Origin of the sequence: Streptomyces sp. LX-29 (assembly GCF_029541745.1) — a bacterium.
GTDB lineage: Bacteria > Actinomycetota > Actinomycetes > Streptomycetales > Streptomycetaceae > Streptomyces.
The window spans coordinates 3,578,947-3,591,456 of sequence record NZ_CP089746.1 but is presented as its reverse complement, the minus strand read 5'-3'; the positions used below and the strand labels follow the sequence as shown (position 1 = coordinate 3,591,456).

General features: G+C 70.0%; 15 protein-coding genes, 1 tRNA gene and 1 other RNA gene. 15 read left to right on the top strand and 2 right to left on the bottom strand.

The window, feature by feature from the left end:
* Nucleotides 1-83 precede the first annotated feature (83 nt).
* Nucleotides 84-434 (bottom strand): winged helix-turn-helix domain-containing protein, encoded by a 351-nt coding sequence (locus LRS74_RS15350; protein WP_277744769.1) that lies wholly within the window; start codon nt 432-434, stop codon nt 84-86.
* Nucleotides 435-1,078: 644 nt separating this feature from the next.
* Between LRS74_RS15350 and LRS74_RS15345 the strand changes: the two genes are divergently transcribed.
* From LRS74_RS15345 to LRS74_RS15280, 14 genes are all read left to right on the top strand, one after another.
* Nucleotides 1,079-1,369: a hypothetical protein gene (locus tag LRS74_RS15345; RefSeq protein WP_277744768.1), complete on the top strand. Its 291-nt coding sequence runs from the start codon at nt 1,079-1,081 to the stop codon at nt 1,367-1,369.
* Nucleotides 1,366-2,484 (top strand): conjugal transfer protein, encoded by a 1,119-nt coding sequence (locus LRS74_RS15340; RefSeq protein ID WP_277741531.1) that lies wholly within the window; start codon nt 1,366-1,368, stop codon nt 2,482-2,484. Before LRS74_RS15345 ends, LRS74_RS15340 begins: the two co-directional genes overlap by 4 nt.
* Entirely contained in the window at nt 2,481-3,098 is a 618-nt protein-coding gene (locus LRS74_RS15335; protein ID WP_277741530.1) for a GGDEF domain-containing protein, read from the top strand. Before LRS74_RS15340 ends, LRS74_RS15335 begins: the two co-directional genes overlap by 4 nt.
* 85 nt (nt 3,099-3,183) lie before the next feature.
* Nucleotides 3,184-5,415 carry a cell division protein FtsK gene (locus tag LRS74_RS15330; RefSeq protein WP_277741529.1) on the top strand — a complete coding sequence of 744 codons (2,232 nt, stop codon included), beginning with the start codon at nt 3,184-3,186 and terminating at the stop codon, nt 5,413-5,415.
* A gap of 150 nt (nt 5,416-5,565) precedes the next feature.
* Nucleotides 5,566-5,808: a hypothetical protein gene (locus tag LRS74_RS15325; protein WP_277741528.1), complete on the top strand. Its 243-nt coding sequence runs from the start codon at nt 5,566-5,568 to the stop codon at nt 5,806-5,808.
* Nucleotides 5,809-5,844: 36 nt separating this feature from the next.
* On the top strand, nt 5,845-6,084 hold the full coding sequence (locus tag LRS74_RS15320) for a hypothetical protein (protein ID WP_277741527.1): 240 nt from the start codon (nt 5,845-5,847) through the stop codon (nt 6,082-6,084).
* Nucleotides 6,085-6,088: 4 nt separating this feature from the next.
* Complete coding sequence (locus LRS74_RS15315) at nt 6,089-6,283, top strand: hypothetical protein (RefSeq protein WP_277741526.1); 195 nt, start codon at nt 6,089-6,091, stop codon at nt 6,281-6,283.
* 14 nt (nt 6,284-6,297) lie between these two features.
* Nucleotides 6,298-6,774: a hypothetical protein gene (locus LRS74_RS15310; protein ID WP_277741525.1), complete on the top strand. Its 477-nt coding sequence runs from the start codon at nt 6,298-6,300 to the stop codon at nt 6,772-6,774.
* A gap of 16 nt (nt 6,775-6,790) precedes the next feature.
* Nucleotides 6,791-7,084 carry a hypothetical protein gene (locus LRS74_RS15305; protein WP_277741524.1) on the top strand — a complete coding sequence of 98 codons (294 nt, stop codon included), beginning with the start codon at nt 6,791-6,793 and terminating at the stop codon, nt 7,082-7,084.
* A gap of 22 nt (nt 7,085-7,106) precedes the next feature.
* Nucleotides 7,107-7,604 (top strand): hypothetical protein, encoded by a 498-nt coding sequence (locus tag LRS74_RS15300; RefSeq protein WP_277741523.1) that lies wholly within the window; start codon nt 7,107-7,109, stop codon nt 7,602-7,604.
* Between the two features lie 89 nt (nt 7,605-7,693).
* Nucleotides 7,694-8,575 carry a bifunctional DNA primase/polymerase gene (locus tag LRS74_RS15295; RefSeq protein WP_277741522.1) on the top strand — a complete coding sequence of 294 codons (882 nt, stop codon included), beginning with the start codon at nt 7,694-7,696 and terminating at the stop codon, nt 8,573-8,575.
* Nucleotides 8,576-8,577: 2 nt separating this feature from the next.
* Nucleotides 8,578-10,056, top strand: a complete 1,479-nt coding sequence (locus LRS74_RS15290; RefSeq protein ID WP_277744767.1) for an ATP-binding protein — start codon at nt 8,578-8,580, stop codon at nt 10,054-10,056.
* Between the two features lie 510 nt (nt 10,057-10,566).
* Nucleotides 10,567-10,806, top strand: coding sequence for an excisionase family DNA-binding protein (locus LRS74_RS15285; RefSeq protein WP_277744766.1), 240 nt, complete (start codon nt 10,567-10,569; stop codon nt 10,804-10,806).
* Between the two features lie 83 nt (nt 10,807-10,889).
* Nucleotides 10,890-12,182 (top strand): site-specific integrase, encoded by a 1,293-nt coding sequence (locus tag LRS74_RS15280; RefSeq protein WP_277741521.1) that lies wholly within the window; start codon nt 10,890-10,892, stop codon nt 12,180-12,182.
* Between the two features lie 55 nt (nt 12,183-12,237).
* Here LRS74_RS15280 and LRS74_RS15275 read toward each other — a convergent pair.
* Nucleotides 12,238-12,322, bottom strand: a tRNA-Ser gene (locus LRS74_RS15275).
* Nucleotides 12,323-12,395: 73 nt separating this feature from the next.
* On the opposite strand from LRS74_RS15275, the gene ffs reads away from it, so the two are divergent.
* Nucleotides 12,396-12,494, top strand: an RNA gene (gene ffs, locus LRS74_RS15270) — signal recognition particle sRNA small type.
* Nucleotides 12,495-12,510 lie beyond the last annotated feature (16 nt).

Here is a 12,510-nt window from a genome sequence, read left to right as displayed (position 1 = left end):
CGCCTTGGCGGTGAACTTGTGCCCATGCCGAACGAGGAGGTTCAGATGACTGCGACACGATCCCGCCCCGGCTTGCCCGAGGCTCAGTTGCCTTCCAGGGCGGCGACGCGTTGGCGCAGGTCTCCGACCTCGCTCCGCAGCTTCTCGACTTCCTCGCGCAGTTCGGTCACCGTCGCGGCAGGGTCGGCAAGCTGTGCGGCGCGGCCGGCGTTGGGCGTCAGGAAGGCCCCCTTGCCCTGGTGGCTTACCGCGAGGCCGTCTGCCTTCAGCTGGTTGATGGCGGCGCGGGCCACGGTCACCGTGACGTCGTACCCCTCCTGGAGCTGGGCAAGCGAGGGGAGTCGGCCGGTCTCGGCGAACTCGTCAGCCGCGATACGTCGCCGCAGGTCATCGGCCACCTGCTTGTAGGCAAACCTGCCCGTCCATTCGACCATCTGCACCCCAAGTCTCGTCACGGTCCCTGCCTCATAGTGCCCAAGTCGCAGAGCTAGAGCCAGCGCTTCACGCTGCTCGTTCCGCTCGAAGGGACTTGACGCACTCTGCCTCACAGTGCACTCTGAGGCATAGTTCGTGAGTGGCCGCCCCGGAAGGGGTAAGCGCTCGCGAGCGCTGCTTGACCTGCACAAATGGCGCCTGAAGGAAAGCCCGTGGGGTGAGTACGACGGAAGCGCGGGTTGATTGAGAACTCAACAGTGTGCTTTGAGGCTGACGGGGCTTGCCCCGTCCCCGCGACGGCCGGGTGATGACCGTCGACGACCGCTGCCGGTGTCCCGCTGAGGGCACGCCGGCTCATGGTCGTTCTGCTGGCGCCGAGCAGTGTGAATAGGGCGCCCCGACAGTTCGAGGGTCGGGACTGGGTGGCCGTGGCGACGGCACCCGGTGAAGTCCTCGAATCCACTCGACAGCCCCGGCGACCAGCCGCGAGGGCGCGGAATCAGATTCCGCCCGGGGCACCGGCCCGCCGCTTCCTGCGGCGCTGGCCCCTCGTATCCGGTGCGGCGGCACTCCCGGACAAGGACAACGCGCCGCTTCCGGTCTCCCTATCCCGACGCAGTCAGAGGAGAGATCCACCATGCGTATGCGCATGTTCGTCGCCGGCCAAGAGGCCGTGAGCGACGCGGAGTTCGCGGAACTGGCGCTCGGTCTCGACATCGAGCTGTTCCGCGGCCCGCTCGCGCCGGAGACGTCGGCGGAGCGCGCGGCCCGTGAGGACGCTGCACGTGACATCCTCGCCGACCTGGTCGCGATGGGCGAGGCCGGTGACGAGATCGCCGGTTGGGACGCCCTGTACGCCGACGCGCTGACCCACACGGTGCCTTTCCTGCGCGCCGTTCGCGACCTCCGTCCGGGGACGGGGGAAGCGGCATGAACGAGACCCGCAAGCCTCTGACCAGGGTTCAGATCGGCGTACTCACTGCGGCGTTCGTGCCCATGCTCGCCACGGGCGTTGTCGGCGGTATCGGCACCTACAGCAACATCGGTCACGCCTACGGCACCGGCACCGCGCTCGGTGCGCTCGGTGCCGGTGAAGGCGCCACGGCCGTGCTCGCCCTGGTCCTGCTGGGGCTGACCATGCTGGGTCAGTCCTCGCCGTGCATCGTGCGGGCGGGGCTGTGGGCCCTGCCGGCTGCCGCCGCCGTCATGGGCGCCATGGCCGCGCCGGACCCGGGCCGTACGGTCGTCTACGCGCTGACCCCGATGGGCATGTCCGTCTCGGCTGAGGGCATGGCGTTCCTCGCCCGCCGGATCGTCGTCCACACCGACGGCCGCGACGCGGAGAACGAGCAGCGCACGGCCGACATCGTGCAGGCCCTCGCCTACCACCGGGCGCGCGCCGCTCACCACCCGGTCGACAGGGTGCGGAAGCGGTCCGATCGGGCGTCGTGGCGTCTGGCCCGCAAGGTCGGGGTCGGGGACGCGGCGCTCGGATCGAGGCTGCTGGACGTACAGCGCGATCGGATCACTGACGGCGCGGACGCGGCCCTTGCCTCGATGTTTGGCACCGCCGCCCCGATCCCTGCCGCCGTCACGAATGCGGATGAATCGACCGGAAGTAGTCGAGAACGGTCTACCCCTGACCTGCGAGGATCGACCCCGGCCACGGTCGTGCTGACGCGGCTTGCGGTGCCCGACCCGGCGCCGGTGGACCTCGGAAAGTCGGGCGGCGGCATGAAGCCGATGCCCGCCGTCGTCCCGACGGTGAAGCCGGTGCCAATCGCGTCGGCGCCCGCCCGTTCGGTCCCGGCCGCGTCGGCCGCGCCGCGCCGGGCGACGGGCCGTGTCCCGGTCGCCGCGAAATCGACCCGCACCCGCCGCACCCCCGAACAGCTCATGGCGGAAGCACGGAAGGCGACGGCCGGGATGACGGACGCTGAGGTGACCGGCGAGGGCATTCGCCGGGCCTTGCGTACCTCGCCCGCCAACGCCCGCAAGCTGCGTGACGCCCTGCTCGCCGAACGCGCCACCGGGGCGGTGACGCCGTGAGCACCCTCGCTGCGCTCTTACCGGCAGTGCCGCCCGTCATCGGGTGGGCGGCACACGCCCGGTGGCTGCACGGACGGCTGACCACCGCCCGCCGTGACCCGCTCACCGGGCTGTGGACGCGGGACGCGTTCACCCGGCGGGCCCGCCGCCTGCTGCGCGACCCCCGCGCCGTGGTCGTGCTGGCGGACGTCGACCACTTCAAGCAGATCAACGACCGCTTCGGCCACGCGGCCGGTGACGTGCTGCTCGCCACGGTCGCCGCCCGACTCGCCCACGGCACCACCCCCGGCGGTGTGGTGGGGCGGCTCGGTGGGGACGAATTCGCCGCCGTCGTCGTCGACCGCGACGGCACGGCCGCCGACCGGTTGCACACCCTCGCCCGCGTCCTCGCCCGGCCGGTGGACACCGCCCCTGAGGTGCACACCACGGTGTCGCTGGGGTGGGTACGGGCCGTCGACCATCCGGGCGAGGAGCTGTCATCGCTGCTGCGCCGTGCTGATGAAGCCATGTACGCGGCCAAGCGGTCCGGCCGGTCCGGTCCTCGCCGGGCCCGCCTCGGGCGGCTGCTCGGGTCGGTGGCCGGCCGCCGTCCCGGACGGCGCGGTGCGGCATGAGCAGCACCCCGAACCCGGGCCCGGCCGCCCAACTTTCCACAGCGAGCCAGCCGGACCCGTCGACTCCCGAAGGAGTACGTACGTCGTGACCGAGACCACCACCTTCACGCCCTCCGGGGATCCGGAAGACACCGAACAGCCCACGGCCGCCATCGTGCCGTTCCCGCTCAAAAAGACGACCGACCCCGACCCGACCGCCCCGAGCGAGGGTGTGGTGAAGCCGGGCGAGTGGGAGGCCGAACTCCCCGACGACGCCGACAGCCCCGAGATCGAGGGGCTGACCGAGGGCGCCCCGGTCGACCCGCCGCGGGAGGTCTACCCGCCCTCGGTGGCCGAGTGGATGGAAGCCAGGGACAAGGCCCGGTTGCCGGTGCTGCCGGACTGGGTGAAGCTGCCGGACCAGCGAACGGCCGTGCGGAAGTGGGCCATCCGCCACTACTCCGCCGTGGTCGGCTACCACGCCCTACGCCTGCCGTGCATCTACACCCCGAAGATCCTGTTCTACTCGCCGCGCGGCGCGTGGCGGTGGTCGGCCGCGGTCGGCCGGTGGGTCTTCGACGCGGAAGGCAGGTCACTGCGTGTCGCCGCCGTGGCTGCGGGGGACGCGGGCGAATACATGATGCTGTCGCGGCAGCGCAACGACCGAGTCCGGCTGCGCGGGATCGTTGCCGTGATCGTCGGGTTGATCGGCCTGCCCGCCGCGCTGGTCTTGTACGTGATGGCGCCGTCGTGGGTGCTGCTGTTGGCTGTGGCCACGCTGACGACGACGCTCGGGGCGGCCGGTGCTCCGGTAGATCGGCCGCTGATCGACAGGGCCAAGGTGACGTTCCGCAAGCGGCGGCTGTCCTCGGACATCGTCATCCGTGCCCACGAAGCGTCCAAGCTGACCAACAAGGATCAGTCCATCGCCTTCCCCCGCCCGATCGGCCGGGACGGCGATGGGTGGCGTGTGGTCGTTGACCTGCCCTACGGCAAGACCTTCGAGGATGCCGTCAACGCACATGCCCGGCTCGCCTCCGGCATGGACATCGCCCCGACGCAGCTCTTCCTCGACAAGGACGAGACCAGCGGCCGGCGGGTCTCCTACTGGATCGCCGACCGTGACCCGCTCGCAGTCCCGTCCGGCAAGTCGCCCCTGCTCGGGGCGACGCGGGTGGACTTCTGGAAGCCCTTCCCCTGGGGTGTCGACGAGCGGGGCAACCCGGTGATGGCCACGATGCTGTGGCTGTCCCTCCTGGTCGGCGCCGTCCCGCGGCAGGGTAAGACGTTCTCCGCCCGGACCATCGCGCTCGCCGCGGCACTGGACCCGTACGTCAGGTTGTACGTGTTCGACGGGAAGGCATCGCCGGACTGGCGCAAGTTCACCAAGGTCGCCCACCGCATCGCCTTCGGCATCGTTCCGAAGAACGGGTTCGACCCGGTCGTCCACCTGCTGACCTCGCTGCGCGAGTTGAAGGCGGACGTTGAAGACCGCTATCACCGGCTCTCCGAACTCCCGCTCCACGTGTGCCCGGAGGGCAAGCTCACCCCGGAGATCAGCCGGGACAAGAAGTTGAACATGCCCCTCACGCTGTTCGTGGTGGATGAGGTGCAGGAGTACTTGCAGCACCCCGAGCACGGCAAGGAGATCCTGTCGCTCCTGGTCTACCTCGCCCGAGTCGCCCCGGCGGTCGGCGTGTCGGTGATGACCGCGACGCAGAAGCCGGACGACAAGGCGTGCCCCTCGGAGCTGCGCGACCAGCACCAGGCCCGGTTCGCCCTGCGGGTCGGCGCCTACCAGGTGTCGGACACCATCCTCGGCGCCGGCTCCTACAGCGAAGGGCTGGACGCGTCCAAGCTGCTGAAGTCGCACAAGGGCGTGGGCATCCTTAAGGGCATGTCGGACGATGCCGGCATCGTGCGCACCTACCTCGCCAACGGCCGCGACGCGGAGAGCATCCTGACCCGCGCGGCCGCGCTGCGCGAGGCCGAGGGCACGCTGTCCGGCGACGCGATCGGCGAGGCTGCGGCCCCGGAGGTATCGGCCACGATCCTGGACGACGTGGCGGCCGTGCTCGGCAAGGGCGAGGCCAAGGTGTGGTCCGAGACGATCGTTGACCGTCTCGCCGACCTGCGCCCCGCGATCTACGGCGCATGGGCCGAGCTGAAGCCCAAGCCCAAGGCCGAAGCGCTCACCGCGGCACTCAAGCCGTTCGGGGTGGCCACCGACCAGATCAGCCGCCGCATCGATGGACGGCAGGTCAACAAGCGCGGCATCAAGCGCGACGACATCGCCACCGCGATTACGGAGCGCAACAAGAAGCGGGACGCCGGATAGGTCTCAGGACTTGCTACCGGTAGCGGCCACCGCTGCTACCGGTAGCGACCTTGCTAGCAACCCAAACCGCCCCTGATCAGGCCGCTAGCACCTAGCGGCCCACCTGCGGAAACCCTCGAAACCGGCCCTGGAAGGGGAGGTGGCCCCCTCATGCCCCTCGCTAGTCTCATCCTCGCGGGCGTCACGTTCTGTTACATCCTCCTGTGTGTCGTTTCGCCGTTCGGCAACTGCCGCAAGTGCGACGGCTTCGGCGCGAAGGTCCGCATCAACCGCCGCGGCCGGGCCAAGGTCGGCCGCATCTGCCGCCGCTGCCACGGCGTGGGCAAGTCCCTGCGCATCGGCCGCCGCCTCCACAACCGTGCCCGCCGCCTCCGTCGCGACGGCACTCGCTGAACCCACCCACCACCCACTCGAAGGAGAACCCCTGCCATGCCGCTCCCCGAGCGCTCCTACACCGCCGCCGAACGCCTCAAGCGCCTGCGCCTGATCGCTAAGGGTTCCCGGCTGATCCTCGCCGACGAGCACGCCAACACCCACCGCATCGACAAGCAGATCGACGCCATCGAGGCCAGGGCCGAACAGCGCGCCCGCGATGAGGCCCGTGCCCGGCGTGAGGCCGAACTGGCCGCGGCGCGCGAGAAGGCCGCCAAGAAGCGCGGACGGCGGTGACTCGATGACCGTCACCGTCTCCCTGGTCCTTGTCCTGGGCGTCGCTCTGCTGGTCGCGCTGAAGATGCGCACCCTCGCCGCCGGTGGCGCGCTGCTCGCCGTGCTGTTCGGCTTCTACCTCGCCGACACCGGCGCCAGCGACAACGTCAACCAGCTGGTCACCGCCGTGACCGACGCCCTCGCCGGAATCGGCCGCTAGAAGGGAGCCAGGACGTGGACGAACCCACCCTGCCCTACAACCTCCACCGCCCGACCGGGTGCGAAAAGGCGGCCGTGGAAGTCCAACGCCCCGCCCCGATCACGCCCACGTACACCGGGCCTCTCGTGCCCATCCAGCCCGGCAACGTCCCCACGGTGGCCAGCGTCGTCCTGCCGGATGGCCGGGTCGTCACCGGATATGCCATCGAGCCTGTCAAGCCCGAACCGGTCGCGGCCAAGCCGGTCGTCTCCCGCGCGGCGGTGAACCTCGCCCTCGGGGGCGTTGGGTTCCTCGCCGTGTGCGGCGGGCTGTTCCTGCTGACCGCGTTCATCACCGCCCTGACAGTGCTCATCACCCAACTGATCGTTCTCGCCGCCGTCGTCTTCGGCGGATGGGTCGCCGCGCAGGTGTTCAGCGCCAGCGCCCACAGGGGCGGAATCACGGTCAACATCCGCAAGGCCGTCATCAAGCGGAACAAGTTCTACGGCTGACAGGAGACCGACACCCGTGATCCGACTGCGCATTCAGGTCGCCGACTGGCCTCGCCGGTCCGTGGTCCTGACCGGCACGCCCCTCTCCGACTGCTCCAACTGCGAGGGACTGGGCGGCATCGAACACGACTACGGCGACTACGAGACCGGCGAGTACGCCGGTACGGACTGGGAGCCCTGCCCCTGCTGGAACGAGTCCCGCCGCTGGACGCTGCTTCCCCTGCCGCGCCGTCCCCGATGGTTGCGCCGGCGCGACCACGGCCGCGACCCGTGGGGGCCCGGCGGGGACAGCGACGAACCCCCGTTCTGAACCGAACCCCGAGAGGAGAGACGTGTTCGAGATCCGCGTCATCTGCGACCCGGCCGACACTGACCGCGTCACCACCGCGCTCAACGGCGCGTTCGCCACCGGCACCGTCCGCACCTACTCCACCCGCGACGGCGCGCGCACCCGCTTGTACGTCACCGCCGCTCACCGCTCCGAACCGGGACGGTGGCCGACCCCGGAAGAGGCGTACGCGCTCGCCCCGAGCATCGTCCGCGAGATCGGATGGACCGCTCAGGCAGCCGCCGACAAGCCGTTCGGTGTCGACCTGGACCGGGAGTACTGGCTCCGCAAGGCCGCGCTTATGGACCGCATCGCGCTGGAAGAAGGGGACGAGACCCGCAGCGACGTGGCCACGGAAGCGGCCCGTCGGCTCATCGCCTACGACCGGGACGGGAAGGGTGACTACCACAGGGGCCCGTACTGGCCCGAGCACTCGGCCACCGAAACCGACCCACGAGGCTACGTCCGCCAGGAATACGCCCACTGGGCCAAGAACCACTAGCTACGCCCGAGGGCGGCGGCTCCCGGACAAGGACAACCCGCCGCCCTCGGTCTCCCTATCCCGACGTAGCAGAACAGGAGACCTACAGCATGACACCTGACGGCAAGACCCGGCTCCCCCTCGCCGGGAACCACCCGGACGGGAGTCACCTGCGCACCGCGCTGACCCTCGCCGCGGCCGGCGTCCCGGTGCTGCCCCTGCGCCGGGGCAAGGTGCCGTTCGGCAACTGCACGACGTGCGCGGACAACGCGTGCGGTGGACGGCCGAACATGAAGACCCCGGGCCCCTGCGACTGTCCCGGCGTCTGCCACGCGTGGGCCGCCGCCACCACCCAGCCGGCCGTCATCGTCTCGACCCCGTGGGCGGCGGCGTGGCGGCGCGCGGTGTGCGTCGGCTACCACCCCGGCGGCGCCGGACTGACCGTGGTCGACCTGGACGACGCGGACGCAATCGCATGGGCCCGCGAGACCCTGCCAGCCACACGGACCGTGCCGACGACGCGCGGTGAGCACTGGATCTACCGGGGGCCCATGACCTCCCGCAACAAGGTGCGTCCCGGTGTCGACGTCAAGTCGTCCATGTCCTACGCCCGCTACCTCGGGCCCGGCACCGGAGCTATGGCCGACCTGCCGGACACCGTGCGCGCCCTGGCCGCCAAGACGCGCTCCCCGGCCCGGCCGGTACCGCACGCCGGCGTGCCCGCCGGGTCCGGCGGGCAGTGCCCGCACCGCACGCCCGCCTTCCTGGAACGCGGCATCGCCATGGCCGAGCAGCGCATCACCGCCGCCCGCAGCGCGATCCACGCCACCGTCTACGGGACGTTCCTCGCGGTGCTGTCCAGGCACGGCCGGTGCGGCTGCCTCACCGATACCCACGTCGCCCGTCTGTTCACCGCCGCGCAGAGCATGGGCGAGACGGCCCGGCACTGCGCGGACGCGTGGACCAACGCCCGCTCCACGTTGGGACTGTGACCATGTCCGACGACGAGAAGAACCCGGCCCGCGAAGTCATCACCGACTACGCGCAAGCGCACTTCCGCTACTTCCGCACCGCCGACGGGACCGTGTACGCGCAGCGGAACGGCCACCCCGTGGCCCGCCCGATCCGCTCCCAGGGCACGACGGGAAGCCACCGGCAGGAACTCATGGTCGGACTGTTCAGGGACGGCATCGGCGTGTTCAACGGCACCGCCATGAAGGAGGCGCTCGACTTGATCGAGGCACTCGCACTGACCGAGGACGTACAGCCCGTGCACATCCGCGTCGCCCCCGGATTCGACGGGGCGACGTGGCTGGACCTCGGGCGCAGCGACGGGCAGTCCGTACGGATCCACCCCACCGGATGGGACATCGCCACCCCGGACCCGCGCGAGGTGTGCTGGCGACGTACCCAGCTCACCGGGGAACTGCCTCTGCCGGTCAAGGACACCGACGGCAAGGGCATCGATCTGCTGATGCGGCTGTGCAACTTCGCCACAGCGGAGACCGAGTGCCTGGCCATCGCCTGGCTCATCGGCTGTCTCGGGCCGACGGTGCCCGTCCCGGCCCCGTTCCTCACCGGGCCGCAGGGCGCGGGCAAGTCCACCGGCGGGCGCATGCTCGTGCGGATCATCGAGGGCATGACCGGGGACCTGCGCCGGGCACCGAAGGATGAGGAGAACCTGATCACGGCGGTGGCGGCCGGTTGGGTCACCGCCTTGGACAACCTCTCCCACATGACCCCGGAGCTGTCGGATGCGATGTGCTGCATCGTGACGGGCGCGGAGAACGTCAAGCGTGCCCTGTTCACCGACGGGGACGTCTTCCGCATCGGCTACCGCCGCCCCCTGCTCCTGACCGGCATCGACGTCGGCGTCATCCGGCCCGACCTCGCCGAACGACTCCTGCCGCTCCGCCTGGAACGCCCCCGCGTCCGGCGCACCGAGGCCGAACTGTGGTCGGATTTCGCAGAGGTGCTGCCCGTCATCCTCGGCTCTCTGCTCGACCTCACCGTGCAGGTGCGGGCGGCTGAGGGGGACATCCCGACCGACCTGCGCATGGCCGACTTCGCGCATCTGTGCGCGCAGCTTGACGCGGCCACCGGTCTTGGGGCGCTGGCCGCCTACCGGGCCAGCCTGGACGATCTCAACGACGACGTCATTGAGGGCGACCTGTTGGCACAGACCGTGCTCAAGCACGCCGCTGGCATCGACCCGGGCACCGAGCAGCGGATGACGTCTGCCGAGTGGCTGCACTGCCTCAGCGGCCTCTACGCGGGTGAGGACTTTCGTCCCCTGCCTAAAGGGTGGCCGACCACCGGCAAGGTGCTCTCAGACCGGCTCAAGCGGCTTCAGCCCACCCTCGCGGCCCGGGGCGTGCTCATCGACTGGGGACGTACCAACGCGTCCCGCTATATCGAGATCGCGCGGCCGTCCGCCGCGCCGCCCTCGCCGGAGCAGGAAGCGGCCTTCTGACCGCGCGGCACCACGACCGCCCGCAACAGCAAGAGGAGCACCCGCCCACGCGTGCTCCTCTTGCTGTTCGGCGGCGCCGCCGCCCTGCAATGGACGCGCCGCGAAGCGGCCCGTTCTTCACTCTCTGAGCCGCGCACCACAACAGACACCACCCCCTCTTTGTCCGAAGTAGAGAGACGCTGCGTCACCTGCGTCACCCATGCCCCGCAAACGGCCGGTGACCTGCCGAAACAGCGGTGACGCAGACGGCCGATTCCTGCGTCACCCCGCGTCACCTGCGTCACCCGATGACGCAGGTCCGTGTCACCGGTGACGCACCCCCACCGTGCTGCGTCACCGCAAAGTCGCAGGTCAGAGCGGTGAATGACGCAGATGACGCAGGTGACGCAGAAATCCGCACCTCGGACAGACACAGGCTCCGACCACACCCGGCCCGCCTCACCCCAGGGAGATCTCTGCATGAGCACCCCAACCGATCAGCGGCGCGCACCGAAGGACGAACTGCTGCACCTGAGCGATGCCCGGGACGAACACGGCACCCTCGCGACCGCCGCACACGACGACCCGACGCTGGTCCTCCTCACCGTGAAAGAGGCTGCGCGCCGCCTCAGCATCGGCCGGACCACGTGCTTCGCACTCATCCGGACCGGAGAGCTGGAGTCCATCGAGGTCGGCCGTCTCCGCCGCGTGCCCGCTGACGCACCCGCCGAATACGTCGCCCGCCGGCGTGCGGCCAAACGCGCCGCTTGACGACGCCCGGGGCGGCGGCTCCCGGACAAGGACAACCCGCCGCCCCGGTCCCCATCCCGACACCAAGAAACAGGAGCCTGCCTGTGGCAGAGAAGAAGAAGGGCACCCGCCGCGCCAACGGCGAATCCGCGATCTACTTCGGGGCGGATGGTCGTTGGCACGCGCGCGTCCCGATGGGCTACAAGGACAACGGGGAGCCCTACCGTCGACACCTCACGCGCAAGACACGCGATGACCTGGTTGACGAGGTCAAAAAGCTGGAGAAGCAGCGCGACGCGGGGTCGGCGCGGCAACCGGGCAAGCCGTGGACGGTTGAGAAGTGGCTTTGCCACTGGGTTGAGAACATAGCCAAGCCGACCGTCAGCGAGAACACGTACGACGGCTATGAGGTCGCTGTTCGCGTTCACCTCGTTCCTGGTGTCGGCAAGCACCGCCTTGACCGCTTGCAGCCCGAGCACCTGGAGAGTCTGTACCGCCGTATGCAGGCGAACGGGGCGCGCAAGGCGGGTACGGCTCACCAGGCCCACCGCACCGCCCGAACCGCGCTGGGGGAGGCGGTACGGCGCGGGTACGCGGCGAAGAACGCCGCCGCGCTGGCGAAGCCGCCACGGATGGAAGAGGCGGAAGACGAGGTTGAGCCCTACTCGCTGGAAGAGGTTCAGCGCCTGCTGATCGAGGTCAACAAACGCCGGAACAGTGCCCGCTGGATGCTGGCGCTGGCGCTCGGACTGCGGCAGGGCGAGACGCTCGGACTGCGCTGGTCTGACGTCGATCTGGACAACGAGTACCTGAAGCTGCGCAGGAACCGTCTGCGCCCGAAGTACGAGCACGGGTGCGGGGAAGCCTCGCCGTGCGGCCGGAAGGCGGGGTACTGCCCGAACCGTGTGCAGGTCCGACGTGAGACGAAGAACACAAAGTCCAGAGCGGGTCGACGCGCGGTACCGCTGCCGGGCCCGCTGGTCGCCATGCTCCGACAGCATGCCGAGGCGCAAGCGCGCGAGCGCAAGGCCGCCGGGAACCTGTGGGCCGAGTCGCAGTACGTGTTCACGAAGCCGCTCGGTGGCCCGCTGAGCCCGAACACGGACTATCACGACTGGAAGCGGCTGCTGGAGGACGCGCGAGTCCGGGATGGTCGGCTGCACGACGCCCGACACACGGCCGCCACCGTGCTCATGCTGCTCGGTGTCCCGGACCGCGTCATCGATCAGATCATGGGGTGGGAGCCGGGAACCTCCGCGCGCATGCGGGCGCGGTACCTCCACGTGCCGGACGCCATGCTCAAGGACGTGGCCCGGAAGCTCGCCGAAGCAATCTGGGGGCGCCCGGAGACACCCCCTGTGGACAAAAACCAGGACAACGACGGTCCGGCTGCATGACGAAGGGCCCCGCTGATGATCAGCGGGGCCCTTCGTTTGCCCAGGTGGGCGAGTGCGGAGGATACGAGATTCGAACTCGTGAGGGGTTGCCCCCAACACGCTTTCCAAGCGTGCGCCCTAGGCCTCTAGGCGAATCCTCCGCCGCAAACAATACAAGACCAGAAGCAGTGCTCGCGAACTCGTTCCTCACGGCTCCGATCCGCTAGGGTGGGGGGCAGCCCCTCACGTGGCGCTATCTCACTGAACTCCCCCAGGGCCGGAAGGCAGCAAGGGTAGGTGGGCTCTGGCGGGTGCGTGAGGGGCGCTTGCGTTGGGGGAGTGGCGGGGG